30 protein-coding genes and 3 tRNA genes are annotated in these 26,936 nt (G+C 60.8%); 23 read left to right on the forward strand and 10 right to left on the reverse strand.

Annotated features, from left to right (window positions below; genetic code table 11):
* Positions 1 to 7 precede the first annotated feature (7 nt).
* The 17 genes from MKR05_RS10160 to cobT all read left to right on the forward strand — a co-directional run bounded on the left by MKR05_RS10160 (position 8) and on the right by cobT (position 13,452).
* Positions 8 to 640 carry a cobalt-precorrin-8 methylmutase gene (locus MKR05_RS10160; RefSeq protein WP_004105109.1) on the forward strand — a complete coding sequence of 211 codons (633 nt, stop codon included), beginning with the start codon at positions 8 to 10 and terminating at the stop codon, positions 638 to 640.
* Entirely contained in the window at positions 637 to 1,776 is a 1,140-nt protein-coding gene (gene cbiD, locus MKR05_RS10165) for a cobalt-precorrin-5B (C(1))-methyltransferase CbiD (RefSeq protein WP_047720718.1), read from the forward strand. The genes MKR05_RS10160 and cbiD overlap by 4 nt, the downstream gene beginning before the upstream one ends.
* The gene (locus MKR05_RS10170) at positions 1,770 to 2,375 is read left to right on the forward strand and encodes a cobalt-precorrin-7 (C(5))-methyltransferase (RefSeq protein ID WP_004114996.1); all 606 of its coding nucleotides are present in this window, start codon (positions 1,770 to 1,772) and stop codon (positions 2,373 to 2,375) included. Before cbiD ends, MKR05_RS10170 begins: the two co-directional genes overlap by 7 nt.
* Positions 2,365 to 2,934, forward strand: coding sequence for a decarboxylating cobalt-precorrin-6B (C(15))-methyltransferase (locus MKR05_RS10175; RefSeq protein WP_004105104.1), 570 nt, complete (start codon positions 2,365 to 2,367; stop codon positions 2,932 to 2,934). The genes MKR05_RS10170 and MKR05_RS10175 overlap by 11 nt, the downstream gene beginning before the upstream one ends.
* Positions 2,927 to 3,700, forward strand: coding sequence for a cobalt-precorrin-4 methyltransferase (locus MKR05_RS10180; RefSeq protein ID WP_023321550.1), 774 nt, complete (start codon positions 2,927 to 2,929; stop codon positions 3,698 to 3,700). Before MKR05_RS10175 ends, MKR05_RS10180 begins: the two co-directional genes overlap by 8 nt.
* Complete coding sequence (cbiG, locus tag MKR05_RS10185) at positions 3,681 to 4,736, forward strand: cobalt-precorrin 5A hydrolase (protein ID WP_023321549.1); 1,056 nt, start codon at positions 3,681 to 3,683, stop codon at positions 4,734 to 4,736. The genes MKR05_RS10180 and cbiG overlap by 20 nt, the downstream gene beginning before the upstream one ends.
* Positions 4,736 to 5,461, forward strand: coding sequence for a precorrin-3B C(17)-methyltransferase (locus MKR05_RS10190; RefSeq protein ID WP_004105101.1), 726 nt, complete (start codon positions 4,736 to 4,738; stop codon positions 5,459 to 5,461). Before cbiG ends, MKR05_RS10190 begins: the two co-directional genes overlap by 1 nt.
* Entirely contained in the window at positions 5,458 to 6,243 is a 786-nt protein-coding gene (locus MKR05_RS10195; RefSeq protein ID WP_101866648.1) for a cobalt-precorrin-6A reductase, read from the forward strand. Before MKR05_RS10190 ends, MKR05_RS10195 begins: the two co-directional genes overlap by 4 nt.
* 10 nt (positions 6,244 to 6,253) lie before the next feature.
* Entirely contained in the window at positions 6,254 to 7,048 is a 795-nt protein-coding gene (cbiK, locus tag MKR05_RS10200; RefSeq protein WP_004105099.1) for a sirohydrochlorin cobaltochelatase, read from the forward strand.
* Positions 7,045 to 7,758: a cobalt-factor II C(20)-methyltransferase gene (locus MKR05_RS10205; protein ID WP_004105097.1), complete on the forward strand. Its 714-nt coding sequence runs from the start codon at positions 7,045 to 7,047 to the stop codon at positions 7,756 to 7,758. The genes cbiK and MKR05_RS10205 overlap by 4 nt, the downstream gene beginning before the upstream one ends.
* On the forward strand, positions 7,755 to 8,492 hold the full coding sequence (gene cbiM, locus MKR05_RS10210) for a cobalt ECF transporter S component CbiM (RefSeq protein ID WP_086075071.1): 738 nt from the start codon (positions 7,755 to 7,757) through the stop codon (positions 8,490 to 8,492). The genes MKR05_RS10205 and cbiM overlap by 4 nt, the downstream gene beginning before the upstream one ends.
* 1 nt (position 8,493) lies before the next feature.
* The gene (locus tag MKR05_RS10215; protein ID WP_004105092.1) at positions 8,494 to 8,775 is read left to right on the forward strand and encodes an energy-coupling factor ABC transporter substrate-binding protein; all 282 of its coding nucleotides are present in this window, start codon (positions 8,494 to 8,496) and stop codon (positions 8,773 to 8,775) included.
* On the forward strand, positions 8,762 to 9,439 hold the full coding sequence (locus MKR05_RS10220) for an energy-coupling factor ABC transporter transmembrane protein (protein WP_014839396.1): 678 nt from the start codon (positions 8,762 to 8,764) through the stop codon (positions 9,437 to 9,439). Before MKR05_RS10215 ends, MKR05_RS10220 begins: the two co-directional genes overlap by 14 nt.
* Positions 9,440 to 9,447: 8 nt before the next feature.
* Positions 9,448 to 10,263, forward strand: coding sequence for an energy-coupling factor ABC transporter ATP-binding protein (locus MKR05_RS10225; RefSeq protein WP_004105088.1), 816 nt, complete (start codon positions 9,448 to 9,450; stop codon positions 10,261 to 10,263).
* Entirely contained in the window at positions 10,260 to 11,783 is a 1,524-nt protein-coding gene (locus tag MKR05_RS10230; protein WP_048298154.1) for a cobyric acid synthase, read from the forward strand. Before MKR05_RS10225 ends, MKR05_RS10230 begins: the two co-directional genes overlap by 4 nt.
* Positions 11,777 to 12,322, forward strand: a complete 546-nt coding sequence (cobU, locus tag MKR05_RS10235; RefSeq protein WP_044524577.1) for a bifunctional adenosylcobinamide kinase/adenosylcobinamide-phosphate guanylyltransferase — start codon at positions 11,777 to 11,779, stop codon at positions 12,320 to 12,322. Before MKR05_RS10230 ends, cobU begins: the two co-directional genes overlap by 7 nt.
* Positions 12,323 to 12,396: 74 nt before the next feature.
* Positions 12,397 to 13,452, forward strand: coding sequence for a nicotinate-nucleotide--dimethylbenzimidazole phosphoribosyltransferase (gene cobT, locus MKR05_RS10240; RefSeq protein WP_101867037.1), 1,056 nt, complete (start codon positions 12,397 to 12,399; stop codon positions 13,450 to 13,452).
* Between the two features lie 96 nt (positions 13,453 to 13,548).
* On the opposite strand, the gene MKR05_RS10245 is transcribed toward cobT, so the two are convergent.
* The 3 genes from MKR05_RS10245 to MKR05_RS10255 form a co-directional block, all read right to left on the reverse strand.
* Positions 13,549 to 13,625: transfer RNA gene (locus MKR05_RS10245), tRNA-Met, on the reverse strand.
* Positions 13,626 to 13,657: 32 nt separating this feature from the next.
* Positions 13,658 to 13,734, reverse strand: a tRNA-Met gene (locus tag MKR05_RS10250).
* A gap of 33 nt (positions 13,735 to 13,767) precedes the next feature.
* Positions 13,768 to 13,844: transfer RNA gene (locus MKR05_RS10255), tRNA-Met, on the reverse strand.
* 210 nt (positions 13,845 to 14,054) lie between these two features.
* Between MKR05_RS10255 and mltA the strand changes: the two genes are divergently transcribed.
* Together mltA and tcdA are read left to right on the forward strand one after the other, a co-directional pair.
* Complete coding sequence (mltA, locus tag MKR05_RS10260) at positions 14,055 to 15,152, forward strand: murein transglycosylase A (protein ID WP_008806279.1); 1,098 nt, start codon at positions 14,055 to 14,057, stop codon at positions 15,150 to 15,152.
* A 102-nt stretch (positions 15,153 to 15,254) separates the two neighbouring features.
* Complete coding sequence (gene tcdA, locus MKR05_RS10265; protein ID WP_064157660.1) at positions 15,255 to 16,064, forward strand: tRNA cyclic N6-threonylcarbamoyladenosine(37) synthase TcdA; 810 nt, start codon at positions 15,255 to 15,257, stop codon at positions 16,062 to 16,064.
* A gap of 131 nt (positions 16,065 to 16,195) precedes the next feature.
* On the opposite strand, the gene csdE is transcribed toward tcdA, so the two are convergent.
* Positions 16,196 to 16,633, reverse strand: a complete 438-nt coding sequence (gene csdE / locus MKR05_RS10270; RefSeq protein ID WP_048298149.1) for a cysteine desulfurase sulfur acceptor subunit CsdE — start codon at positions 16,631 to 16,633, stop codon at positions 16,196 to 16,198.
* The gene (gene csdA, locus MKR05_RS10275) at positions 16,633 to 17,838 is read right to left on the reverse strand and encodes a cysteine desulfurase CsdA (RefSeq protein WP_060591983.1); all 1,206 of its coding nucleotides are present in this window, start codon (positions 17,836 to 17,838) and stop codon (positions 16,633 to 16,635) included. The genes csdE and csdA overlap by 1 nt, the downstream gene beginning before the upstream one ends.
* A gap of 197 nt (positions 17,839 to 18,035) precedes the next feature.
* Here csdA and MKR05_RS10280 point away from each other — a divergent pair, with 197 nt between their 5' ends.
* The 4 genes from MKR05_RS10280 (at position 18,036) to rlmM (ending at position 21,037) form a co-directional block, all read left to right on the forward strand.
* The gene (locus MKR05_RS10280) at positions 18,036 to 18,260 is read left to right on the forward strand and encodes a YgdI/YgdR family lipoprotein (RefSeq protein WP_002915549.1); all 225 of its coding nucleotides are present in this window, start codon (positions 18,036 to 18,038) and stop codon (positions 18,258 to 18,260) included.
* 351 nt (positions 18,261 to 18,611) lie between these two features.
* The gene (gene gcvA, locus MKR05_RS10285; protein WP_002915545.1) at positions 18,612 to 19,529 is read left to right on the forward strand and encodes a glycine cleavage system transcriptional regulator GcvA; all 918 of its coding nucleotides are present in this window, start codon (positions 18,612 to 18,614) and stop codon (positions 19,527 to 19,529) included.
* 19 nt (positions 19,530 to 19,548) lie between these two features.
* Positions 19,549 to 19,944: a DUF423 domain-containing protein gene (locus tag MKR05_RS10290; protein WP_002915543.1), complete on the forward strand. Its 396-nt coding sequence runs from the start codon at positions 19,549 to 19,551 to the stop codon at positions 19,942 to 19,944.
* On the forward strand, positions 19,937 to 21,037 hold the full coding sequence (rlmM, locus tag MKR05_RS10295; protein ID WP_023290861.1) for a 23S rRNA (cytidine(2498)-2'-O)-methyltransferase RlmM: 1,101 nt from the start codon (positions 19,937 to 19,939) through the stop codon (positions 21,035 to 21,037). The genes MKR05_RS10290 and rlmM overlap by 8 nt, the downstream gene beginning before the upstream one ends.
* Before the next feature lie 54 nt (positions 21,038 to 21,091).
* Here the strand turns inward: rlmM and fucR are convergent, their stop codons facing one another.
* From fucR to fucP, 5 genes are all read right to left on the reverse strand, one after another.
* A complete protein-coding gene (gene fucR / locus MKR05_RS10300) occupies positions 21,092 to 21,802 on the reverse strand; it encodes an L-fucose operon activator (RefSeq protein WP_023290860.1) in 711 nt (236 codons plus the stop codon).
* A 58-nt stretch (positions 21,803 to 21,860) separates the two neighbouring features.
* Positions 21,861 to 22,283 carry an L-fucose mutarotase gene (gene fucU / locus MKR05_RS10305; protein WP_023290859.1) on the reverse strand — a complete coding sequence of 141 codons (423 nt, stop codon included), beginning with the start codon at positions 22,281 to 22,283 and terminating at the stop codon, positions 21,861 to 21,863.
* A gap of 1 nt (position 22,284) precedes the next feature.
* Entirely contained in the window at positions 22,285 to 23,703 is a 1,419-nt protein-coding gene (gene fucK / locus MKR05_RS10310) for an L-fuculokinase (RefSeq protein WP_044524560.1), read from the reverse strand.
* A gap of 106 nt (positions 23,704 to 23,809) precedes the next feature.
* Positions 23,810 to 25,585, reverse strand: a complete 1,776-nt coding sequence (fucI, locus tag MKR05_RS10315; RefSeq protein ID WP_023290857.1) for an L-fucose isomerase — start codon at positions 25,583 to 25,585, stop codon at positions 23,810 to 23,812.
* 32 nt (positions 25,586 to 25,617) lie between these two features.
* Positions 25,618 to 26,928 carry an L-fucose:H+ symporter permease gene (gene fucP / locus MKR05_RS10320; RefSeq protein ID WP_044524559.1) on the reverse strand — a complete coding sequence of 437 codons (1,311 nt, stop codon included), beginning with the start codon at positions 26,926 to 26,928 and terminating at the stop codon, positions 25,618 to 25,620.
* Between the last annotated feature and the right edge of the window lie 8 nt (positions 26,929 to 26,936).

A 26,936-nucleotide genomic window follows, 5' to 3' on the forward strand; every position in this document is an offset into this window, starting at 1 on the left:
CAAATGAATGCACTATATCCAGCAACCGCAGGCGATTGAGGCGAAAAGCTTCGACATTATTGGCGACATTATTGCGCAGACCCGCCCGGACTACCGCTTTGCCAGCCCGCTACACGAAGCCATTATCAAGCGGGTGATCCACACCACCGCCGATTTTGACTGGCTGGATATCCTGTGGTTTTCTCCCGACGTGCTTCCTCGCTTAAGCGCCGCCCTGAGCCAGCCCTGCACGCTTTATACCGATACCACCATGGCCCTTTCCGGGATCAATAAAACTCTGCTGGCGAAATTCGGCGGCGAGTGCCGCTGCTATATCAGCGATCCGCGCGTGGTGGCGGAGGCCAAAGCGCAGGGGATGACCCGCTCGATGGCGGCGGTCGATATAGCGGTTGCCGAAGAGGGCGAGAAGGTGTTTGTTTTCGGCAATGCGCCCACCGCGCTGTTTCGTCTGCTGGAGCATGATGTCGCGGTCAACGGCGTGATTGGCGTGCCGGTCGGCTTCGTCGGTGCGGCGGAGTCGAAAGACGCCCTGACGCAGAGCGGCCTGCCGGGCATTGCCGCGCTGGGTCGTAAAGGCGGCAGCAACGTCGCCGCCGCTATCGTCAACGCCATTTTATACCACTTACAGGGGGCGAGATGAGCGAGCAATCCTTCGACGCCCCGGTGTGGCACAACGGCAAGGCGCTGCGTAAAGGCTATACCACCGGATCCTGCGCGACGGCGGCGGCAAAGGTCGCGGCGCTGATGGTGATGCGCCAGCACCTCATTCATCAGATCTCCATCGTGACTCCTTCCGGCGTCACCCTGTGTCTTAACGTCGAATCGCCGCACGTCGAAGGGCAGCAGGCGATCGCCGCGATTCGTAAAGACGGCGGCGATGACGTTGACGCCACCCACGGCATGCTGATTTTCGCTCGCGTGACGCTCGACGACTCCGGCGAGATAACCCTGCGCGGCGGCGAAGGTATCGGCACCATCACCCGTAAAGGAATCGGCCTGCCTATCGGCAGCCCGGCGATAAACCGCACCCCGCGCCACACCATTGAGTCGGCGGTGCGCGAAGCGATAGGCCCGTCGCGCGGGGCGACGGTAGAGATTTTCGCCCCGGAGGGCGAGGAGCGGGCGCAGAAAACCTATAACTCGCGGCTGGGGATCCTGGGTGGCATCTCGATTATCGGCACCACCGGTATCGTGACGCCGATGTCGGAAGAGAGCTGGAAGCGTTCGCTGTCGCTGGAGCTGGAAATTAAGCGCGCGGCGGGGCTGGAACGGGTGGTGCTGGTGCCGGGCAACCACGGTGAACGCTTCGTACGCGAGCAGATGGGCATCGACTCGCAGGTGGTGGTCACCATGAGCAACTTCGTCGGCTACATGATTGAAGAGGCCGTCCGCCTCGGGTTCCGTCAGATTGTGCTGATTGGCCATCCCGGCAAGCTGATTAAAGTCGCCGCCGGGATCTTCCATACCCACAGCCATATCGCCGATGCGCGCATGGAAACGCTGGTCGCGCATCTGGCGCTGTTGGGGGCGCCGCTGGCGCTGCTGCAACTGGTGAGCGAATGCGATACCACCGAAGCGGCGATGGAGCACATTGACGCGTACGGTTTTCAGCCTATCTATAACCATCTTGCTGAACGCATCTGCCTGCGGGTGATGCAGATGCTGCGTTTTACCAAAACGCCGCCCGTCTGCGACGCCATCATGTTCTCCTTTGATAACAAGGTCCTCGGCAGCAATCGCCCGGTGGCCGAGATTGCGCGGGAGATGTCATGTTAACGGTGGTTGGCATGGGGCCGTCAGGCCTGCATTTGATGACGCCGGCGGCGCAAGATGCGGTCGCCAGTGCGGATGCGCTGGTAGGCGGTAAGCGGCATTTGCAGCAGTTCCCCGGATTTCGCGGCGAACGGTTTGCGCTGGGCGCCAATATTGCCGAACTGCTGGTCTGGCTCGGCGAACGCGCAGCGCAGAAGGTGGTGGTGCTGGCCTCAGGCGACCCGCTCTTTTACGGGATCGGCACGCGGCTGATAGCCCACTTTGGCATCGATCGCGTGCGCATTATTCCCGGCATCAGCGCGGTGCAGTATCTCTGCGCGAAGGCCGGTATCGATATGAACGATATCTGGCTGACCAGCAGCCACGGGCGAGACGTCTGTTTTGATGAGCTGGCGCGTCAGCGCAAGGTGGCGATGGTGACCGACGGGCGCTGCGGGCCGCGGGAAATCGCCGCCCAGCTGGCGGCGCGGGGTAAAGGGTATCGCTGGATGGTGATTGGCGAAAATCTGGCGATGGATAACGAGCGGATCCACTGGCTACCGGTCAGTGAGGTCGATGCCGAATATGAGATGAACGCGGTGGTGATCCTCGATGAAAGATGAGCTTTTTCTGCGCGGCGAGAAGGTGCCGATGACCAAAGAAGCGGTTCGCGCGCTGGCGCTGGCCAAACTTGAACTGCACCGGGCAAGCCACCTGATTGATATCGGCGCCGGTACCGGCAGCGTGTCGATTGAGGCGGCGCTGCAGTATCCCTCTTTGCAGGTAACCGCCATCGAACGCAACCCCGCGGCTCTCCGGCTGCTGGACGAAAATCGCCAGCATTTCACCTGCGGCAATATTGAGATCCTGCCCGGTGAAGCGCCGATGGTGATTACCGAGCGGGCCGACGCCATTTTTATGGGCGGCAGCGGCGGCCGTCTCGACGAACTGATTGACTGGTCGTGGCAGCAGCTCTATCCCGGCGGCCGTCTGGTGATGACTTTTATCCTGCAGGAGAACCTGAACGCGGCTCTCGACTATCTGCAGCAGCGGGGGATTACACAGATTGATTGCCTGCTGCTGAACGTTTCATCGCTGACCGCGCTGGGCAGCGGCCACTATTTCAAACCGAATAATCCCGTTTTTGTTATCGCCTGTCAGAAGGAAGAAAACCATGGCTGAGACATTTGACCCCCGTAGTGTGTGGTTCGTTGGCGCAGGGCCGGGCGACCGTGAGCTAATTACCCTCAAGGGCTACCGCTTGCTGCAGCAGGCCCAGGTGGTGATCTACGCCGGGTCGCTGATAAACACCGAGCTGCTGGAGTATTGTCCGCCCGGCGCCGAGTGTCACGACAGCGCCGAACTGCATCTGGAGCAAATTCTCGACCTGATGGAAGCCGGCGTTAAAGCCGGGAAAACGGTAGTGCGTTTACAGACCGGGGACGTGTCGCTGTATGGCTCGGTCCGCGAGCAGGGTGAAGAGCTGACCAAACGCGGTATCGACTGGCAGGTAGTGCCGGGCGTCAGCGCGTTTCTGGGCGCGGCGGCGGAGCTGGGCGTCGAGTACACCGTGCCGGAAGTCTCCCAGAGCCTGATCATCACCCGCCTTGAAGGGCGCACGCCGGTGCCGGAGCGCGAGCAGCTTGAATCATTTGCCAGCCACCAGACTTCAATGGCGATTTACCTTTCCGTGCAGCGCATTCACCGGGTAGCGGAGCGCCTGATTGAAGGCGGCTATCCGGCAACCACGCCGGTGGCGGTGATCTATAAAGCGACCTGGCCGGAAAGCCAGACCGTACGCGGTACGCTGGCGGATATCGGCGACAAGGTACGCGAGGCGGGGATCCGCAAAACGGCGCTCATTCTGGTCGGGAATTTCCTGGGCTCTGAGTATCACTACTCAAAACTCTACGCGGCGGACTTTAGCCATGAATACCGTAAAGCCTGAATCAATCGCACTTTTCTGCCTGACGCCAGGGGGCGTTCGGCTGGCGAAACGGCTGGCGGCGATGCTGCCGTTAACCTGCTTTACCAGCGAGAAGCTGCTGGAAGAGGGTTTTCTCCCCTTTGAAAACGGTTTTGCCAGCGCCGCGCGCGAGGCCTTCAGCAGCTATTCGGCGCTGATTTTCATCGGCGCCACCGGGATCGCGGTACGCGTGCTGGCCCCGCTGGTCAATGATAAGTTCAGCGATCCGGCCGTGGTGGTGATCGACGAACGTGGCCAGCACGTCATTAGCCTGCTTTCCGGCCATGCGGGGGGCGCGAATGCCCTCAGCCGCTATCTGGCCGGGATGCTCGGCGCCGACCCGGTGATCACCACCGCCACCGACGTCAACGAGTTGGCGGCCCTGGATACGCTGGCATTCCAGCTTAATGCCCGGATGAGCGACTTCCGCGCGGCGGTGAAAACCGTCAACCAGATGCTGGTCAGCCATCAGCGCGTCGGTCTGTGGTGGGACGAAGAGCTGGATGAAGACGTCCGCCACTGCGACCGGCGGGGGTTTATCACCGTGACCGATCTGCACCAGCTTCCCGAGCTGGATGCGCTGGTCTGCGTCACGCTGCGCAACGAACTGCCGCCGATCGCCGTGCCGCACTGGAAGCTGGTGCCGCAGCGGGTGGTCGCCGGAATTGGCTGCCGCCGCGATACGCCATTCCCGTTATTAGCGGCGCTGCTGGCGCGCCAGCTTGAGGCGCAGCGCCTGGATCCGCTGGCGCTGAAAGCTATCGGCAGCGTCACGTTGAAGAAGCACGAGCAGGGGCTGATTCAGCTGGCTTCCTGCTGTCGCGTACCGTTCGAAACCTTTCCCGCTGATGCCCTGCGCGAGCATGAGCATCACTTTCCCGCTTCATCGTTCGTCAGAAAAACCGTCGGCGTGGGGAGCGTATCCGGTCCGGCGGCCTGGCTGCTGAGCCATGGGCAACTGTTAGGCGAAACCCTGCGCGAACAGGGCGTCACTATTACTTTGGGAGTTTCACACTGATGTTAAGCGTAATCGGAATCGGCCCTGGCTCGCAGTCCATGATGACCATGGAGGCCATTGAAGCGCTGCAGGCGGCGGAAATCGTCGTTGGCTATAAGACCTACACGCACCTGGTGAAAGCCTTTACCGGCGATAAGCAGGTGATCAAAACCGGAATGTGCAAAGAGATTGAGCGCTGCCAGGCGGCGATTGAGCTGGCGCAGGCCGGGCATAACGTGGCGCTGATCAGCAGCGGCGATGCCGGTATTTACGGCATGGCCGGACTGGTGCTCGAACTGGTCAGCAAGCAGAAGCTGGATGTGGAAGTCCGCCTGATCCCGGGGATGACCGCCAGCATTGCCGCCGCCTCGCTGCTGGGCGCGCCGCTGATGCACGACTTCTGCCATATCAGCCTCAGCGACCTGCTGACCCCGTGGCCGGTGATTGAAAAACGCATTGTCGCCGCCGGGGAAGCCGACTTCGTCATCTGTTTTTACAATCCGCGCAGCCGCGGCCGCGAGGGCCATCTGGCGCGCGCCTTTGAGCTGCTGTCGGCCAGTAAAAGCGCGCAGACCCCGGTGGGAGTCGTGAAATCCGCCGGACGTAAAAAACAGGAGAAATGGCTGACTACCCTGGGGGAGATGGATTTTGCACCGGTCGATATGACCAGCCTGGTGATCGTCGGCAACAAAGCGACGTATATCCAGGATGGCCTGATGATCACGCCGCGAGGCTACGTGCTGTGAGCCACGGCGAGGTGCTGGTGATGGGCGGAACCAGCGACGCGAGGGCGCTGTGTCAGCAGCTTGACGCGGCGCAGGTCCCCTACACCCTGTCGGTGGCGACGCCCACCGGTCAGCAGCTGGCGGGGGATATTCGCGGCCAGGTGCGCTGCGGGCGCCTCGAGCTGGAGGAGATGATCGCCTGGCTGAAGGCTAACCGGACCCGCTGGGTGATCGATGCTTCGCACCCCTACGCCGAAGCGGTAAGCCGCAATATCGTCCGGGCCTGTGAAACCGCCGGCGTGCTGCTGAGCCGCTATCAGCGCCCAGAGCAGCTGAGCGGCCTGACGCATCCGCTGCTCTATACCGTGGAGAGCATTGAACAAGCCTGCGAGGTGGCGCGGCATTTCGGCCAGCGCGTGCTGCTCACCACGGGAAGTAAAGATCTGGCGCGCTGGCGGGCGGGATTAGGTGATAAAACGCTGCTGGCCCGGGTGTTGCCGGTCGCCGATGTCATCGCGCAATGCGCCGCGCTGGGGTTTGGCGTAGGCGAGATTTTCGCCCTGTGCGGGCCGTTCAGCGCCGCGTTCAACGCCGCTTTCTACCGCCAGTGCCGGGCCGACGTGGTGATCACCAAAGCCTCCGGGGCCGAAGGCGGCTATCAGGAAAAAGTACAACCCTGTCTGGATGCCGGTATCCCCTGCATCGTGATTACGCGCCCGGCGCCGCTGGTGACGGGTGAAGAGTTACTGGAAAGTCAGGCTGCCTTTGCCCGGCGCTTATCGCGCTGGCTGGCCGCTGCTTAAGGAGTCAGAAATGAAAAAAGCGCTTCTGGTGGTCAGTTTTGGCACCAGCTATCCCGACACCTGTGAAAAGAACATCGTCGCCTGCGAGCGCGAGCTGGCGGCCAGCTGTCCGGACCGCGACACGTTTCGCGCCTTCACCTCCGGGATGATTATCCGCAAGCTCAAACAGCGCGACGGTATTGAGATTGATACGCCGCTGCAGGCATTGCAGAAGCTGGCCGAGCAGGGCTACCAGGATGTGGCGATTCAGTCGCTGCACATTATCAACGGCGATGAGTATGAAAAGATCGTCCGCGAAGTGCAAAGCCTGCGCCCGCTGTTCCTCCGCCTGACGCTGGGGGCGCCGCTGCTGAGCAGCCATAACGATTATGTCCAGCTGATGCAGGCGCTGCGCCAGCAGATGCCGCCGCTTGCTGCCGATGAAACGGTGGTCTTTATGGGCCACGGCGCCAGCCATCACGCTTTCGCCGCCTACGCCTGTCTGGATCATATGATGACGGCGAAGGGATTTCCGGCGCGGGTCGGCGCGGTCGAGAGCTATCCGGAAGTCGATATTCTTATCGATAGCCTGCGCCAGCAGGGGGTGAAGGGCGTGCACCTGATGCCGCTGATGCTGGTGGCCGGCGATCACGCCATTAACGATATGGCCTCGGACGAAGAGGACTCCTGGAAAACGCTGTTCAACGCCGCCGGTATCACGGCGACGCCCTGGCTGAACGGGCTGGGAGAGAATCCGGCGGTGCGCGCAATGTTCGTCGCTCACCTGCAGCAGGCGCTGAGCCTGGCAATGGAGGAGGCGGCATGAGCGGCAAACTATATGCCTTAAGTACCGGCCCTGGCGCCGCCGACCTGATCACCGTGCGCGCGGCGCGGGTGCTGGGCACGCTGGACATTCTCTACGCGCCCGCCGGACGTAAAGGCGGCGACAGCCTCGCGCTCTCCATCGTGCGCGAGTATATCGGCGAACGGACCGAAGTACGCTGCTGCCATTTCCCGATGAGCGCCGACAGCGCGGAAAAAGAGGCGGTGTGGGATGAGGTTGCCGCCGCGCTGGTTCAGGAAGTGGAAGCGGGCAAGCAGGTCGGCTTTATTACCCTCGGCGACGCCATGCTGTTCAGCACCTGGGTGTTCTTACTCCAGCGTATCGGCTGCCCGGAGTGGCTGGAGATTGTTCCCGGCGTCACCTCTTTTGCCGCCATTGCCGCGCGTTCAAAAACGCCGCTGGCCATGGAGCAGCAATCGCTGGCGGTGATCTCCTGCACCGCGCCGGAAACGGAAATCGAGCAGGCGCTGCGCCAGCATGAAAGCCTGGTGCTGATGAAAGTGTACGGGCGGTTTCCCCGTATCAAAGCGCTGCTGGCGAAAAACGGTCTGCTGGATGCCGCGCTGATGATGTCTGAAGCCACGCTGCCGGGCGAGCAGTGCTGGCGCCATCTCAATGACGTCAGCGACGACCAGCCGCTGCCCTATTTCTCGACCATTCTGGTCAATAAACAGTGGGAGTATGCAGAATGAAACGTGAACAACAGCTAAAACAGCTGTCTTTCAGCGGGTTAGCTGCGGCGCTATTGCTGATAGTGGTTCCCGAAAAGGCTTTCGCGATGCACATCATGGAGGGGTTTTTACCGCCGATGTGGGCCCTGGCATGGTGGCTGCTGTTTTTACCCTGCCTGTGGTACGGGCTGGTGCGCCTGCGCCGCATTGTGCAGGAAGATAACAATCAGAAGGTGCTGCTGGCGCTGTGCGGGGCGTTTATTTTTGTCCTCTCGGCGCTGAAAATTCCTTCCGTAACCGGCAGCTGTTCCCACCCGACCGGCGTCGGCCTGGCGGTGATTCTCTTCGGGCCTGGCGTGGTGGCGATCCTTGGCGCCATCGTACTGCTGTTCCAGGCGCTGCTGCTGGCGCACGGCGGGCTGACGACGCTCGGCGCGAACGGGATGTCGATGGCGGTCATCGGGCCGGTGGTCGGCTATATGGTGTGGAAAATGGCCTGCCGCGCGGGCATTCGCCGCGACGTCGGGGTGTTTCTCTGCGCGATGCTGGCGGATCTGGTGACCTACTTTGTCACCTCCGTACAGCTCGGCGTGGCCTTTCCGGATCCCGCCGCCGGCGCGACCGGATCGATCGTCAAGTTTATGGGGATCTTCTGCCTGACGCAGATCCCGATCGCCATTGCTGAAGGACTGTTAACCGTCATGATCTACGACCAGTTGACCAAACGTCAGCTGATTACCGCACAGGGGCATTAACATGAAAAAGACGCTGATATTGTTCGCCATGGTGGTGGCGCTGGTGATCCTGCCGTTCTTTGTCGATCACGGCGGCGAATTCGGCGGTTCAGACGGCGAGGCGGAGAGCCAGATTCAGGTGGTCGCGCCGCATTATGAGCCGTGGTTCCAGCCGCTGTACGAACCGGCTAGCGGAGAAATTGAGAGCCTGCTGTTTACGCTCCAGGGCTCTCTCGGCGCGGCGGTAATTTTCTATATTCTGGGCTACAGCAAAGGCAGACAGCGCCGTGATGACCGGGTTTGACCGACTCAGCTATCAGAGCCGCTGGTTTCACGTCGCACCGGAGCGCAAGTTCCTGTTCTGGCTGCTGCTGATGGTGCTGGCTTTTACCCTGCCTCCGCTGGGGCAGGGTATCGAAATGGCGCTGATTGCCGCCTTAACCTGCTGGCTGCTGCGGGTCTCGCCGTGGCGCTGGTGCCGTTGGATGGCGCTGCCGTTTGGCTTCCTGCTGATCGGTGTGCTGACCATTCTGTTTAGCGTCAGCCGCAATCCGCAGGATCTGCTGGTGAGCCTGCCGCTGGGCAGCGTCTGGCTGGGCATCACGTCGGAGGGGCTGACGACCGCCAATCAGACCTTCTGGCGCAGCCTGGCGGCGCTGGCGTCCACCTTCTGGCTGGTGCTGAATCTGCCGTTCCCGCAGCTTATTGTGCTGCTCAAGCGCGGGCGGGTGCCGCGGCTGCTGACCGAGCAAATTCTGCTGACCTGGCGTTTTATTTTTATTCTGTTAGACGAAGCGCTGGCGATTCACCGTGCGCAAACATTACGTTTTGGCTACCGTAGCGTGCCGAAGGGCTATCGTTCGCTGGCGATGCTGGTAGGACTGCTGTTTACCCGGGTGATGATTCGCTACCAGCAGATGAGCACCACGCTGGATATCAAACTGTATCAGGGTGATTTTCACCTTTAAGGATAAGTATGCTTGCCACGACCGATCTCTGGTTTCGCTATCAGGACGAGCCGGTGCTGAAGGGGCTGACGCTGGATTTTTCCCATCACGCCGTGACCGGACTGGTAGGGGCGAACGGCTGCGGAAAATCCACGCTGTTTATGAACCTGAGCGGTCTGCTGCGCCCGCAGAGCGGGGCGGTGCTATGGCAAGGAAAACCGCTGGACTACAGCAAGCGCGGCCTGCTGGCGCTGCGTCAGCAGGTGGCGACCGTTTTCCAGGACCCGGACCAGCAGATTTTCTATACCGATATCGACAGCGATATCGCCTTTAGCCTGCGGAACCTGGGCGTAGCGGAAGAGGAAATTGCCCGCCGGGTGGACGATGCCCTGACTCTCGTCGATGCCCAGGGGTTTCGTCACCAGCCGATTCAGTGCCTGAGCCACGGGCAGAAAAAGCGCGTGGCGATAGCCGGCGCGCTGGTGCTGCAGGCGCGCTATTTACTGCTCGACGAGCCGACGGCGGGTCTCGATCCTTCGGGACGCGCTCAGATGATCGACATCATTAAGCGTATTGCCGATCGGGGCAACCACGTGGCGATCTCCAGCCACGATATCGATCTGATCTATGAAATCAGCGATGCGGTTTACGTGTTACGCCGCGGCGAAGTGCTGGCGCACGGCGAACCCGGGGAGGTGTTTGCCCGCAGCGAACTGATGGCCCAGGCCGGGCTCACCCAGCCGTGGCTGGTGAAACTGCACGCGCAGCTCGGGCTGCCGTTGTGTAAAACTGAAGAAGAATTTTTTACGCGGATGCGAAGCAACGCGATGAAGGAGGCGTCATGACGCTGGCAATTATGTTACAGGGCACCGCTTCTGACGTCGGCAAAAGCGTGCTGGTCGCGGGGCTGTGCCGCATCTTTTATCAGGACGGGCAGCGCACCGCGCCGTTTAAATCGCAGAATATGGCGCTTAATTCCGGTATCACGCCGGATGGCAAAGAGATGGGCCGCGCGCAGATTTTCCAGGCCGAAGCGGCGGGTATTATCCCGGATGTGCGCATGAACCCGGTGCTGCTTAAGCCAACCAGCGACCGCAAAGCGCAGGTGGTGCTGATGGGCAAGGTGGCGACCGATATGGACGCGGTGAGCTATCACGAATATAAACCGCGCCTGCGGGAACAGATCCTCGCGGTTTATAACAGCCTGGCCGCCGAACATGATGTGCTGGTGCTGGAAGGGGCAGGAAGTCCGGCGGAGATCAATCTGCGCGATCGCGACATCGTCAATATGGGCATGGCCGAGATGGCCCAGTGCCCGGTGATCCTCGTGGCGGATATCGATCGCGGCGGCGTCTTCGCCTCTATCTACGGCACGCTCGCGCTGCTGCACGATCGCGAGCGCGCGCGGGTCAAGGGCGTGATTATTAATAAATTTCGCGGCGACGTGGCGCTGCTGTATTCCGGGATCGAGCAGATAGAAGCGCTCACCGGCGTCCCGGTGCTCGGCGTCATGCCGTGGCTGGACGTCGATCTTGAAGATGAGGACGGCGTCGCGCTGCAAAAAGGGAAATATCTGCGCACCGACAGGCGCGATATTGAGATTGCCGTGATTCAGGTGCCGCACATCTCTAATTTTACCGATTTCAACGCGCTGGCGGCGCAGCCGGACGTCCGCGTCCGCTATGTTCGCCAGCCGCAGGAGCTGGCGGGCGTGGATATGGTGATCCTGCCGGGCAGTAAAAATACGCTCGGCGACCTCGGCTGGCTTCGCGAGAGCGGCATGGCGCATGCGGTACTGCAGGCCCGGCGTCAGGGCGTACCGGTGCTGGGGATCTGCGGCGGCTATCAGATGCTCGGCGAAACCATTATCGATGAGGTGGAGTCGGGGCTTGGCACCCAGCCGGGGCTGGGGTTGCTCAATACCGTCACCCACTTTGCGCACAGCAAAACGACGACCCAGGTCACGGCGACTCTGGCTCCGGCGCTGCCGGCGTGGCTGGCGGCAACGGCGGGGCTGGCGGTAAGCGGCTACGAAATTCATATGGGCGAAACCGAGCTGCGCGACGGCTGTCGTTCGCTGATGCAATTACATAAAGGCGGCCTGAGCGTGGCGGACGGCGCGGTCAGCGATGACGGCCTGGCGTTTGGCACCTATCTGCACGGCCTGTTCGATAGCGATGCCTTTACCCGCGCGCTGGTTAACGGCCTGCGCCAGCGTAAAGGGCTGGCGGCGCTGGATAGCGATTTCGAGTATGCACAGTATAAATCGCGCCAGTTCGATCTGCTGGCGGACGCGATGCGTCAGCATATCGATATCGAAAAAATCTACGCCATCATGCGTCAACATCAGGAGCCCGTATGCTGACTTTAGTGACCGGCGGGGCGCGCAGCGGTAAAAGCCGCCATGCCGAAGCGCTGATCGCCCATGCGCCGCAGGTACTGTATATCGCCACCTCGCAGGTCTTTGATGACGAGATGGCGGCGAGGATCCAGCACCACCGCGACGGCAGGCCCGCGCACTGGCGCACCGCCGAGCGCTGGCAGCAGCTTGATGAGCTGATCACCCCGGATATCGCCCCGGAGGAGGCGATTTTGCTGGAATGCATCACCACCCTGGTGACCAACCTGCTGTTTGCGCTGGGGGGCGACAGCTCGCCGGACGGCTGGGATTATGCGGCGATGGAGCGGGCGATCGACGCCGAAATCGCGGTACTGATTGCCGCCTGCCAGCGCTGCCCGGCCCGCGTGGTGCTGGTGACCAACGAGGTAGGGATGGGGATTGTGCCGGAAAACCGTCTTGCCCGCCATTTCCGCGATATCGCCGGGCGCGTCAACCAGCGCCTGGCGGCGGCGGCGGACGAGGTGTGGCTGGTGGTGTCGGGCATTGGCGTAAAAATCAAATAGGCCAGGCGCGCCGTAACGGGCGTTATTCTTCCTGCTGGCTCTGCCATGAGCCAGCCAACAAGACGAGAACCTCTATGCAAAGCTTAACCTCTCTACTGGGCGCGATCCCGGCGCCTGATGAAAACGCGATGGCGCGCGCCCGGCTTCATATTGATGGTCTGCTGAAACCGCCCGGCAGCCTTGGACGCCTTGAAGATCTTGCCGTGCAGCTGGCGGGTATGCCCGGTCTTGACGGCGTGCCGCAGGTGAAAAAAAAGGCGCTGCTGGTGATGTGCGCCGACCACGGCGTGTGGGACGAAGGGGTCGCCATTTCGCCAAAAGCGGTGACCGCAATTCAGGCGGCGAATATGACGCTGGGCAAAACCGGCGTTTGCGTACTGGCGGCGCAGGCGGGCGCGAAGATGCACGTGATTGATGTTGGAATCGATGCCGAGCTGATACCGGGCGTCATCAACATGCGCGTGGCGCGCGGCTGCGGCAATATCGCCGTCGGTCCGGCAATGCGCCGCAGCCAGGCGGAAGAGCTGCTGCTGGAGGTGATGCGCTATACCCGGGGGCTGGCGCAGGATGGCGTCACGCTGTTTGGCGTCGGGGAGCTCGGAATGGCCAATACCACCCCGGCGGCGGCAATCGTCAGCGTCCTGACCGGCAGCGATGCCCAGGAGGTGGTGGGCATTGGCGCTAATCTGCCGTTGGCGAAGGTTGGCAATAAAGTTGAGGTGGTACGACGAGCCATCGCCGTTAACCGCCCCGATCCGCATGATGGTCTGGACGTGCTGGCGAAAGTGGGCGGTTTTGATTTATTGGGGATGACGGGGGTAATGCTGGGCGCGGCCTCCTGCGGTCTGCCGGTGGTGCTCGATGGCTTCCTCTCCTACGCCGCGGCGCTGGCGGCGTGCCGAATTGCGCCGCAGGTGAAACCCTATCTTATCCCGTCGCACTATTCGGCGGAGAAGGGGGCGCGTATCGCGCTGGCGCACCTGGAGCTGGAGCCGTATCTCAACATGGGGATGCGCCTGGGCGAAGGCAGCGGCGCGGCGCTGGCGATGCCGATCGTGGAAGCGGCCTGCGCGATGTATCACGAAATGGGGATGCTGGCGGCGAGCAATATTGTGTTGCCGAAGGGCTGAGAAGGTGGGGGAGCGGCGCTGCGCCGTTTCCGGAATTCTGTAGCAGATTCGCGGAGCGCAGAAACAAAAAAACACCCTGGAGGGTGTTTGTAATGTTGGTTGCGGGGGCCGGATTTGAACCGACGACCTTCGGGTTATGAGCCCGACGAGCTACCAGGCTGCTCCACCCCGCGTCACCGTACTGCTTCACATTGTCAAATTTGATTGGTTGCGGGGGCCGGATTTGAACCGACGACCTTCGGGTTATGAGCCCGACGAGCTACCAGGCTGCTCCACCCCGCGTCACCGTACTGCTTTACTTCATCAAATTTTAATTGGTTGCGGGGGCCAGATTTGAACTGACGACCTTCGGGTTATGAGCCCGACGAGCTACCAGGCTGCTCCACCCCGCGTCCGTGGAAGCGCACTATACTCCGCTAGCGAGATGATGCAACCTTTTTTCGACCAAATCGACATTTTTGTAAGAATTGGCTTATAAAACGCCATGTTGTGGTGTTTTTTTACACAAAACTGTGCCATCGATGAGATCGCGCATTTCAATAGCCCCGGCGCTTTGTTATCTTCAACACGCACTAAGGCTTCGCAGCAAAAGATGAGACACCATGAAAGGACGTTGGGCAAAATATGTAGCGACGGGGGCAATGCTGGCCATGCTCGCCGCCTGTTCCTCAAAACCGACCGACCGCGGTCAGCAATATAGCGATGGCAAGTTCACCCAGCCGTTTTCACTGGTAAACCAGCCGGATGCCGTCGGGGCGCCGATCAATGCCGGCGACTTCTCCGAGCAGGTTAATCAAATTCGTAACGCTTCGCCGCGCCTCTATAACAGCCAAAGCAACGTCTATAACGCGCTGCAGGAGTGGCTGCGCGCCGGCGGCGACACCCGTACGCTGCGCCAGTTTGGCATCGACGCCTGGCAGATGCAGGGCACCGACAACTATGGCAACGTCCAGTTTACCGGCTACTACACGCCGGTGGTGCAGGCGCGCCACACCCGCCAGGGCGAATTCCAGTACCCCATTTACCGGATGCCGCCGAAGCGCGGCAAGCTGCCGTCCCGCGCCAGCATTTATGCCGGCGCGCTGAGCGATAACTATGTGCTGGCGTACAGCAACTCGCTGATGGATAACTTCATCATGGACGTGCAGGGCAGCGGTTATATCGACTTTGGCGATGGTTCGCCGCTCAACTTCTTTAGCTATGCCGGGAAAAACGGCTGGCCCTATCGCAGCATCGGCAAAGTGCTGATCGACCGTGGGGAAGTGAAGAAAGAAGATATGTCGATGCAGGCGATCCGCGAGTGGGGTGAAAAGCACAGCGAAGCGGAAGTGCGTGAGCTGCTGGAGCAGAACCCGTCGTTCGTGTTCTTTAAACCGCAGTCTTTCGCGCCGGTGAAAGGGGCCAGCGCCGTGCCGTTGATCGGCCGCGCCTCGGTGGCCTCCGACCGGTCGATTATTCCGCCGGGAACCACCTTGCTGGCCGAGGTGCCTCTGCTGGATAATAACGGCAAGTTTAACGGCCAGTACGAACTGCGACTGATGGTCGCCCTCGATGTCGGCGGGGCCATCAAAGGCCAGCATTTCGACATCTATCAGGGCATTGGGCCTGACGCAGGCCACCGTGCCGGCTGGTATAACCACTACGGCCGCGTATGGGTGCTGAAAAACGCCCCGGGCGCGGGCAACGTCTTTAGCGGGTAGTACTCACATTTTCCCCGGTCGCGCTGCGCTTACCGGGGCTACGGTAGCCCGGGTAAGGCGATTGCGCCGCGACCCGGGAATGTCCACTAATTCTGAGGTTATATGTCTGTTGTAATCAGCGATGCCTGGCGCCAGCGTTTTGGCGGTACGGCACGTTTATATGGTGAAAAAGCGCTGCAATGTTTTGCCGACGCCCACGTCTGCGTGGTCGGCATCGGCGGGGTCGGCTCGTGGGCGGCGGAAGCGCTGGCGCGAACCGGCATCGGGGCGATCACCCTTATCGATATGGACGATGTCTGCGTCACCAATACCAACCGGCAGATCCACGCCCTCAGCGGCAACGTCGGGCTGGCGAAAGCCGAAGTGATGGCGGAGCGTATTCGCCTGATCAACCCGGAGTGTCGGGTGACGGTAGTGGATGATTTCGTGACCCCGGAAAACGTGGCGGAATACCTGGGCGCCGGCTTCAGCTACGTCATCGACGCCATCGATAGCGTCCGGCCGAAAGCGGCGTTAATCGCTTACTGTCGTCGCCATAAGGTGCCGCTGGTCACCACCGGCGGCGCGGGCGGACAAATCGATCCGACGCAAATCCAGGTCGCCGATCTGGCGAAAACCATCCAGGATCCGCTGGCGGCCAAACTGCGCGAGCGGCTGAAAAGCCAGTTTGGGGTGGTGAAAAACAGCAAAGGCAAGCTCGGCGTGGACTGCGTCTTCTCTACCGAAGCGCTGGTCTACCCGCAGGCGGACGGCAGCGTCTGCGCGATGAAGAGCACGGCGGAAGGGCCGAAGCGGATGGACTGCGCATCCGGGTTTGGCGCGGCGACGATGGTGACCGCGACCTTTGGCTTTGTCGCGGTATCCCATGCGCTGAAGAAAATGCTGGCGAAGGCGCAGCGGCAGACGGCGTAAATTCCCGGGTCGCGGCGCAGGCGCCTTACCCGGGCTACAAGACAATTCCCCGGAGGCACCTGTCCGGGCGACAAAACCGCACGAACCCGTAGCCCGGGCAAGGCGCGTCAAGCGCCGCCCCCGGGATGAGCTTAAACCTCAACCTCGCGGGCGGCGGCGAGCACCGCTTCGCTCAGGGCGCTGAGCCCCTGGCTGCGCGAGGCGCTCAGCTGGCCGCGCAGCCCCAGCGCATCAAATAGCGCCAGCGGATCCTGCGCCAGCAGATCAGCGGCGCTTTTGCCTTCAATGGCGGTCAACAGCACCGCCAGCATGCCGCGCACAATCCGTCCTTCGCTGTCGCCAAAGAAGTGCAGCCTGCCTTCGGCATCCTCCTCATAGCCCAGCCAGACGCGGTTTTCACACCCGGCAATCTCCCGGGCCTGCGCTTTGCGCTCATCGGTCAGCGTCGGCAGCTTTTTGCCCAATAAAATCAGCTGCCGATATTTATCCTCCCACTGGTTCAGCGGGGCAAAGGTCTGGCGCAGCGTGGCGTCGGTAATGGTCGTGCCGAAGGGATGCAGAGTTGTCATTAATCCACCAGAATTTCCAGAGCGCGATCCACCGCGTGGACCAGCGCCGCAACATCGTCTTGGGTATTGTAGGGGGCGAAAGAGGCCCGCAGCGTGCCGCTGACCCCTAAGGCCGCCAGCAGCGGCTGGGCGCAGTGTTGCCCGGCGCGCAGGGCAATGCCGGACTCCGCCAGCAGCGTCACCAGATCGCTGTGATGAATACCGTCGAACTCAAAGGCGAGCAGGCTTGACTGCTGGCAGCGGAAAGAGCGGAAGCCTGGCCGTTTCGCCAGCGCCTCTTCCGCCAGGCTCGCCAGACTGCGGCTCCAGTTTTCCGCCTGGCCGATATCGCTCTGCGCCAGCCACTCCAGCGCGGCGCTCAGGCCGATCACCCCGGCGACATTGGGCGTACCGGCCTCAAGGCCATAGGGCGCCGGCTGCGGCGTAAAGCCGTCAAAGCTGACCTCGGCGATCATCTTCCCGCCGCCGAGCCAGGGCGACATCGCCGCCAGCAGTTCGCTTTTACCGTACAGGGCGCCGATCCCGGTCGGGCCATACAGCTTATGGCCGGAAAAGGCGTAAAAATCGATATCCAGCGCCTGCACGTCCGCGGGGAAATGCACTGCCCCCTGGGCGCCATCGACCATCACCACCATTCCGGCGGCGTGAGCAAGGCGGATGGCCTGCGCCAGGTCCGGGCAGCCGCCGGTGACGTTGGACATCTGCCCGATGGCTAGCACCCGGCTGCGCGGGGTGATGAGCGCGCCGAGGCTGGCGATATCCGGCAGCCGGTCGGCGCCAAGCGGCAGCTTGACCACTCTGGCGCCGGTCTGCCCGGCCACCATCAGCCAGGGCACGAGGTTGGCATGATGCTCGGCTTCGCTGACGATAATTTCATCGCCAGGCTGCAGTCGCGGCCGGACGTAGCTCTGCGCCACCATATTGATGGCCTCCGTGGTCCCCCGCGTCCAGACGATATCTTTGCCGGAGGGGGCGTTCAGCCACGCCGCCACGCGCTCGCGGGACGCCTCATAGCGCTCGGTCAGCCGCTGGGCGGCGGCGAATTGACTGCGGTGGACGTTGCCGGCGCTCAGGCGATAAAACTGGTCGCTGGCGTCGATCACCGCCAGCGGTTTGAGCGCCGTCGCCGCGCTGTCGAGATAGACGCCGGCATCGGCCAGAGCCGGAAACTGCGCGCGAAAGTGCGCAGGGTTGAATGCGTTCATGGAATTCCTCGTGTCAATGCCGCGATCGTCGCGCAATTTGCCGGGCGTGACAAGGCCTCTGCGTCCTGTGGAATTGTCCGAATGTGACTCCACATGGGGCAAAGAGGGTTATGCTGAAAAGTGTTGGGTTTGTGTTTTAACCTATTACTTAACGAGTCACGAATAGTATAAATAGCCGTAAGGAGAGAAAAATGAAAATGACTAAGGCCGCTGCGATTATCTCTGCCTGTATGCTGACACTGGGCCTGAGCGCCTGTTCCTCTAACTATGTGATGCATACCAATGATGGGCGGACCATCGTCACCGACGGGAAACCGCAAACCGATAATGATACTGGCATGATCTCGTATAAGGACGCGTGGGGCAACAAACAGCAGATCAATCGCTCTGACGTGAAACAGCTGGGTGAGCTGGACGAGTAAGGCAGTAAAAAGGCAAAAAAAAGCACCGCGCGTTGCGGTGCTACATTAAATCACTATGGACAGACAGGGTAAATGTACAGGAAGTGAAAAGGGGTAGCCTTGCTACCAGGGTCTGCAAAGACAGACCAATTGCAAACACAACAACACAACATCACAACCGTAAGCCAAAAGCTTGATGGAACACGCATTCCAAAAAAAGCTTCTCGTTCCGGCTCAGGAAGTGCCGCCACTATAGGTATTTGCTGGTAGAACCTCAACGGACAATTTATAATGGCTCAGATAAAAAAAACTAATAGGTTAACCGTTGTTTCCTATTTGTTAAATTGAGTTAACATCTAAGCCAAAATAACCATGTCGAAGCGATTACCTCCTCTGAATGCATTACGTGTTTTTGATGCAGCCGCACGCCATCTCAGCTTCACTCGGGCAGCCGATGAGCTTTTTGTGACGCAGGCCGCAGTCAGCCACCAAATCAAGTCTCTCGAGGATTTTCTGGGCCTTAAGCTGTTCCGTCGGCGCAATCGTTCGCTGCTGTTAACGGAAGAAGGGCAAAGCTATTTTCAGGATATTAAAGAGATTTTTTCGCAACTGACGGAAGCGACGCGTAAACTGCAGGCGCGCAGCGCCAAAGGGGCCTTAACGGTCAGTTTATTGCCAAGTTTCGCCATCCAGTGGCTGGTGCCGAGACTCACAAGCTTTAACTCAGCTTATCCGGGAATCGACGTCAGGATCCAGGCGGTGGACCGTCAGGAGGATAAGCTGGCGGACGATGTCGACGTGGCGATTTTTTACGGTCGCGGCAACTGGCCGGGCCTGCGAGTGGAAAAACTGTACGCCGAGTATCTGCTGCCGGTCTGTTCCCCGCTGCTGCTCACCGGCGACAAGGCATTGAAAACGCCTGCCGATCTGGCGCAACATACGCTGCTTCACGATGCGTCCCGCCGCGACTGGCAAACTTATACCCGCCAGCTGGGTCTAAGCCATATTAATGTGCAGCAGGGACCGATTTTCAGCCATAGCGCGATGGTGCTGCAGGCGGCCATTCATGGGCAGGGCGTGGCGCTGGCCAACAACGTCATGGCGCAGTCCGAAATTGAAGCCGGTCGCCTGGTGTGTCCGTTTAATGATGTTCTGGTCAGTAAGAATGCGTTTTACCTTGTTTGCCATGACAGTCAGGCAGAACTGGGTAAAATAGCCGCTTTCCGGCAGTGGATTCTGGCGAAAGCGGCAAGTGAACAAGAAAAATTCCGCTTTCGTTATGAACAATAATTACTTGTAGGGTAACAACATGACCAGCCGTTTTATGCTGATATTCGCCGCGATTAGCGGCTTTATCTTTGTGGCTCTGGGTGCCTTCGGCGCGCATGTCTTAAGTCAATCGCTCGGCGCGGCGGAGATGGCCTGGATCCATACCGGCCTGGAGTATCAGGCCTTCCATACCCTGGCGATTTTTGGTCTGGCGGTGGCGATGCAGCGTCGGATCAGTATCTGGTTCTACTGGAGCAGCGTGTTTCTGGCGTTAGGGACCGTGCTGTTCAGCGGCAGCCTCTACTGCCTGGCGCTCTCTCATTTACGCCTGTGGGCGTTCGTGACCCCGGTGGGCGGCGTGAGCTTCCTCGCCGGCTGGGTTTTAATGTTAATTGGTGCAATTCGTCTGAAACGTAAGGGCGTTGTTCATGAATAAGGTTGTCCTCTATTGTCGCCCTGGGTTTGAGAAAGAGTGCGCAGCAGAAATTACCGATAAGGCAGCCCGCCTTGAGGTGTTTGGTTTTGCCCGGGTCAAAGAAGACTCTGGTTATGTGATTTTTGAAGGCTATCAGCAGGATGATGGCGAGAAGCTGGTGCGCGATCTGCCGTTCAGCTCGTTGATCTTCGCCCGCCAGATGTTTGTGGTCGGCGAACTGCTGCGCGACCTGCCGCCGGAGGATCGCATCACGCCGATCGTCGGCATGCTTCAGGGCGTGGTGGAGAAGGGCGGCGATCTGCGCGTCGAGGTGGCGGACACTAACGAAAGCAAAGAGCTGATGAAGTTCTGCCGCAAGTTTACCGTGCCGCTGCGCGCGGCGCTGCGCGAAGCGGGCGTCCTGACCCGCTATGAAACGCCGAAGCGTCCGGTGGTGCATGTGTTCTTTATCGCCCCGGGCTGCTGCTATACCGGCTACTCGTACAGCAACAACAACTCGCCGTTCTATATGGGCATTCCGCGGCTGAAGTTTCCGTCCGACGCCCCGAGCCGCTCCACCCTCAAGCTGGAAGAGGCGTTCCACGTCTTTATTCCGGCGGACGAGTGGGACGAGCGCCTGGCGAACGGCATGTATGCCGTCGACCTTGGCGCCTGCCCGGGCGGCTGGACCTATCAGCTGGTGAAGCGCAACATGTGGGTCTCTTCGGTCGATAACGGTCCGATGGCCCAGAGCCTGATGGATACCGGCCAGGTGACCTGGCTGCGCGAAGACGGTTTCCGCTATCGTCCGAACCGCAACAACATCTCGTGGATGGTCTGCGATATGGTGGAGAAGCCGGCGAAAGTGGCGGCGCTGATGGCGCAGTGGCTGGTCAACGGCTGGTGCCGGGAGACCATCTTCAACCTCAAGCTGCCGATGAAAAAGCGCTACGAAGAGGTGTCGCAGAACCTAGCCTATATTCAGGCCCAGCTGGACGAGCACGGGATTAACGCCCAGATCCAGGCGCGTCAGCTGTACCACGATCGTGAAGAGGTGACCGTTCACGTGCGTCGCCTGTGGGCCGCCGTCGGCGGACGCCGCGACGAGCGTTAATCTCTCACCCTCAGGCCGGAGACGCGTGCTTGTCCTCCGGCCTTCGCCGCATGCTTAAGGCTGCGGCGCATCCGACACAATATGCGTCACGTCATCCAGATGACCAATTCTCGCCTCGCCGGAACGGTTGAACTTACTTTTATCGATCAGCAGCAGCGACTGCGCCGCCCGCTTAAGCAGGATCGATTTGAAGTCGGCATTGAACGCATTGGAGTCCCACAGCGCGCCCTGCGGGTCGATGCCTTCGCAGGAAAAAATAAACAGATCGATCTCCAGCGATTTCAGCTGGGAAATCAGCGCCGGGTTAACGTAGCAGCCATATTTCCGCTGCAGGGTGCCGCCGGAGCAGGTGAGGGCGATCTGGTCGCGTTTGGCCAGCTCCTGGCAGATGGGCTGGCTGTTGGTAAAAACGTGCAGCGGGCGGTCCGGCAGCTGGCGGGCGAGGTACCAGCAGGTGGAGCTGGCATCGAGGGCGATGACCATGCCTTCGTCAATCCAGGCCAGCGCTTCGCGGGCGATGTCGGCTTTATGCGCGTAATGGCTTTTCAGGCGCATGTGGAAAGGGTCGCCGCTGTCCTGGCTGCGCTGGTGGATCACTTTGGCCCGGCCGTGGTTGCGCAGCACTTTGCCCTGCGCCTGCAGCTCGCTGAGATCGCGGCGAATGGTTTCCCTGCTGACGTTGAGCTGTTTTGACAACGTTTCGGTGGTCAGGCTGCTGTGGTTGATCAGGAGATCGACGATCGCCTGCTGGCGGGCCGCTTTCATTTATTCTCACCCCATCATTGATTGAGCGTCTGCATCAGGCAGACGCTCCGGCATGAGATTACGGCGTGACTCCTTTTTTTAAAAGGATATTTCCGTACTTAGCGCACTCTCCTGTGATAACGATCGCAAAGGCTTTTTGCGCCCGCTCGTAGAAGGCGAAGCGGTCAATCCGCACGATGTCCGGGCAGGGGGCCTGCGCCGAGAGCGCCTGCCGATAGCGCTGTTCCACCGTCGGGTCGAGGGCATCGCCTTCGACGGCAGCCATCATCACCAGCGGCGGCGCGTAGCTGTCTAACTCGAACAGCGGGATAATCGCCTGCAGCAGGTCGCTGACCCGCAGGCCGTCGGCGCGGATCACCTGCGGACCCATGCTGTGCGCCGGGAAGTGGGCATCGGAAAAAATAATTTCATCCCCATGGCCCATTTCGGCCAGCACTTTCAGCAGTTCCGGCGATATCAGCGGGGAAATGGTTTTGAGCATCTCAGGCTTCCTCTGTGAATTCAGGTTCAGTTTGCGGCCAAAAATAGCGGTAGCGGTACGCGACCTGCGCTCTGGCCTGCTCCGGCGAAGAGAACTCGCCCACGCCATACCAGCCAAACATCGCCGCGCCGGCCACCGTGGTTTCGGCATCGTCGAGCACTTTGATCGGTATTCCCAGCCGGTCGGCCTTGATCTGGTTCCACAGCGCGTTGCGGCTGCCGCCGCCGACCAGCAGCAGCTCTTTCGCCCGGAAGCGGCCGATGTTTTCCAGGGTTTGCAGATGCTGCGCCAGCTGGTCGCTTAACCCCTCCAGCGCGGCACGGTAAAAATGGCCGCGGGTGGTGTTGAGCGTGACGCCCTGCCAGCCGGCGTGCTGGCTGGCGAGCAGGTCGCACTGCATCCTGACGCCCTCGGCGCCGGGCGGGATCGCCTGGGCTTCGTCAATCAGAGTTTGCCACGGCGTGTCGGCGCTCCACAGCAGCTTACGCACCCATTCGAGCACGCCGGAGGCCAGCCACTGCATCCCCGGGTTATAGCGCCCCGGCTGGCTGTCCAGTTCGCAGGTGGAGCCGCTGTAGTCGCCGAGCAGCGAGGTGTCGACCTGCGCGCTGCGCACCATCAGGATCTCCCAGGTCCCGGAGGAGAGCACCGGCTCATCCTGCCCGGCGCCGGCGCCAAACAGGGCGAACTGGGTGTCGTGCCCGGCCGAGATAACCGGGATCCCGACGGGAAGGCCCAACAGCGCAGCGGCCTCCGGCAGCAGGGCGCCGATCGGCTGGCCCGCTTCTACCAGCCGTGGGAACAGGCGGCGCGGCAGGCCGGTCGCCTGCAGGATCGGCGCGCTGAAATCGCGCTGCCGGAGATCGAGCATCTGGCTGGTGCCCGCCATGGTGAGGTCGGTGGTGAACTCCCCTGTCAGCCGATGGTTGATCAGCGACGAAATGAACAGCCAGGCATGGGCCTGCGCCAGCAGCTGCGGGTGGTTCTCTTTCAGCCAGATCAGCTTATACAGGGTGTTGAACGCAAAGGCGCCGACGCCGGCGATTTGCTGCAGCTGGCGCGCGGGCATATACCGGCTGATGGTGTCCATCACCGCCGCGGTGCGCGGGCATTTCCAGCTGATGATCGGATACAGCAGCGCACCCTGCTCATCCACCAGCGCGCCATCGACGCCAAAGGTCGTGACGGCGATGCCGCGTACCGTGCAGGAGGCCAGCGGGTCGTGGATCTGCCGACAGCAATCGGCAAAGCGCTGCATAATGGCCTCCAGCGACCACTGGTGCCAGTCGCTGCGCTCGGCGGCGATGTCGCTGGCGTTTGCCGTGGCGGCGCGGGCGACAATGTTCCCCTGTCGGTCAACGGCCATCGCCCGCACGTTCGTGGCGCCGCAGTCGAGGACCAGGATAACGTCTTGCTTCATAGTGACTCCCGAAACAACATTGCCGAATGGCGCGGCGCTTATCCGGCCTACAAACAGCGCGCGTCTGTAGGCCCGGTAAGCCTGCGCCACCGGCTAAACCCACCAGTTAACGCTTATACAGCGGCCCGTAGTTCTGGCAGGCGCGATAGTCCTGGCCTTCGATGTCCATGCCGTGCGCGGCCCAGGCGGAGGGGCGGTAGATTTTCGCCGCTTCCACGTTGTGCATGCAGACCGGAATGCGCAGCATGGCGGCGAGGGTAATGAAATCCGCGCCGACATGGCCGATGGTCAGCACGCCGTGGTTGGCGCCCCAGTTGGCCATGACCGAGTACACATCGCTGAACGGGCCCTTGCCGGTGAGGCGCGGGGCAAACCAGGTGGTGGGCCAGGTGGAGTTGGTGCGGGCGTCGAGCTGGTCGTGCATCGCTTTGGGCAGCGCCACGCTCCAGCCTTCGGCAATTTGCAGCACCGGTCCCAGACCTTTGATGATGTTCACCCGGGTCATGGTGAACGGCACGCCGCCTTCGGTCAGGAAGCGGGAAGAGAAGCCGCCGCCGCGGAAGTATTCATGGATCGCCGGGCACCATTCGGTGGCCGCGAGGCAGGCATCCGCCTCGTTCTGTTCAATCTCCCAGTGAGGTTTCATCGTCGGGTTGCCCTGCGCGTCGCGCTGCTGGCAGGAGCCGTCCAGCGCCGCGGAGCCGGAGTTAATCAGGTGAATAATGCCGTGCTCCGCCCGGCCGGTGAGCGGCTGCCCGGTGACGCGCTCAACGGCGTCCGGCGACCAGTAGGTGCGTACGTCGGCAAACACCTGGGCGGTGCCGGTGAGCTGGTGGCCCATCAGCATGGCCACGCCGTTGAGGCTGTCGTTTTCGGTGGCGACGACGAACGGCTCGCGCACGCCGTTCCAGTCAAAAGAGCTGTTGAGCAGCGCTTCGGCGGTATCGCCATTGGGGTATTGATCGGTCCAGTGGCGCTGGCCCTGGAAACCGGCGGCGATGGCGTTGTAGCCCAGCGACTCCTCCACCAGCCCTTTTTCCGCGAGCTTCGCGTTGCCCTGCATCATATCGCGGATGCACATCGCCATCAGCAGGCTCTCTTTCAGCACCGCGCGGCTCTGCGTTTCATTGCGCTTATACTGCTCGGCGTTCTGATCTTCGCCGTAGCGGAAATGTTTATCCGCCCACGCCAGCGCCATCTCCAGCTCGGTTTCATCATAGATTTTCTGATCGATTCGCCGGCGCAGCTCCGTCATGTCGACTGCCTGAACCTTCATCCCGAGCCAGGATTCAAAGAAGTTGTGGTCGACGATGGAGCCGGCGATGCCCATTGAGACGCCGCCCAGCGACAGATAGCTTTTCCCCTTCATACTGGCGACGGCCAGGCCGGCGCGAGCAAAGCGCAACAGTTTTTCTTCGACGTCCGCCGGGATGGAGGTGTCATCGGCATCCTGCACGTCATGCCCGTAGATGGAGAACGCCGGGATCCCTTTCTGGCTGTGGGCCGCCAGCGCGGCGGCCAGATAGACCGCCCCCGGACGTTCGGTGCCGTTAAAGCCCCAGATGGCCTTCGGGCGCAGCGGATCCATGTCGATGGTTTCACTGCCGTAGCACCAGCAGGGGGTGACGGTGATGGTGACGCCAACGTTCTGGCTGCTGAATTTCTCTTCACAGGCGGCCGACTCGGCCATGCCGGCGATGCAGGTATCGGCGATCACGCACTCCACCCGGGCGCCGCAGGCATGGCGCAGCTTCTCGCTGATAAGCGCGGCGGTGGCTTTCGCCATGTTCATGGTTTGCGCTTCCAGCGATTCGCGGACCCCCATGCGACGACCATCGATTACCGGGCGGATACCGATCTTCGGTAAGCTGATTTTTTTCATTACAGATCCCTCAGGTTATGCGGATAACAGGTTTAGTTCGTCGCCGCTTGCGAGCGGAAACGGGCAAAAATAAAGATGATGGCGAAGCACAGCGCCGGGACCAGCTCAGCGGTCGGGATATTGCCGGCGGCATCGCTGACAAAGCCCATCACCGGGGTGACGATCCCGCCGCCGATGATGGTCATGACGATAAAGGACGAGCCATATTTGGTGTCCTGGCCCAGCTGCTTAATCCCCAACGAGAAGATGGTCGGGTACTGAATGGACATAAAGGCGCTGCACAGGGTAAGGGCCAGCAGGCCGACGTGGCCGCCGCTGAAGGCGGAGAGCAAACAGAGCAGCATGGCGATAAGCGCATAGAAAGCCAGTACGTTATGCGGCGCGAAGCGGCGGATAAGCCAGGTGCCGGTGAAACGGCCAATGAAGAAACAGACCATGGTGCCGGTCAGGTAGTTGGCGGCGAAACCGGCCGTCATGCCCGGGATCTCTTCGACAGCGTAGCGAATCAGATAGCTCCAGCAGGCGGTCTGCGCGCCGACATAGCAGAACTGGGCCAGAACCGCCCAGCGCCAGTGGCGGATGCGCATCAGGCGCGACAGCGAGGCGAGAAAAGTGCTCTGCGCGCTGTCGCTGTGGTCATCGCTTTGCAGCGACGGGAAGCGGGTGCAGACGATCAGCAGGGCGACCAGCAGCACGATGGCCACGATAATCATATAGGGGGTTTGTACCGACAGAACCAGGCTGTGCTTCCAGGCGCCGAGCTGTTCTGGGGTCATGCTATCCAGCACCTCCTGCGGCTGATGCGGGACGTTGGACAAAATAAGGCTCTGGCCAAATACCACGGCGATAATGGCGCCAAATGAGTTAAAGGTCTGGGCCAGATTAAGACGGAAGTGACCGCCGCTTTCCGGACCGAGAACGGTGACAAACGGGTTGGCCGCGGTTTCCAGACAGCCAAGCCCGGCGGCGATAATAAATAATCCAATCAGAAATAGGGTGTAATTCATCACTTCGGCGGCAGGCCAGAACAGCGCGGCGCCGCAGGCATATAAAAACAGGCCAGTAAGAATGCCTGCTTTATAGCTGAATTTTTTCATCAGCATCCCGGCGGGGATGGGAATAACAAAATAGCCAAAATAAAAAGCTGACTGGATTAATCCGGCCTGAAAGTTAGTCAACGTAAAGGCCTGTTGAAATTGCGGTAATAAAATATCATTAAGATTATTGGCCACGGCCCACAGAAAAAAGAGGGAGCATAGCAGAGCAAAAGGAATAATATAGCTCTTACTCTGCCCGCTCTCCATGGCGCGGTAACTTTGCGTTGGTATCGTTGTGTTTCCCATAGCGTCCT

The organism is Klebsiella sp. K5-204 (genome assembly GCF_030128585.1).
Classification (GTDB): Bacteria; Pseudomonadota; Gammaproteobacteria; order Enterobacterales; family Enterobacteriaceae; genus Klebsiella; species Klebsiella quasipneumoniae.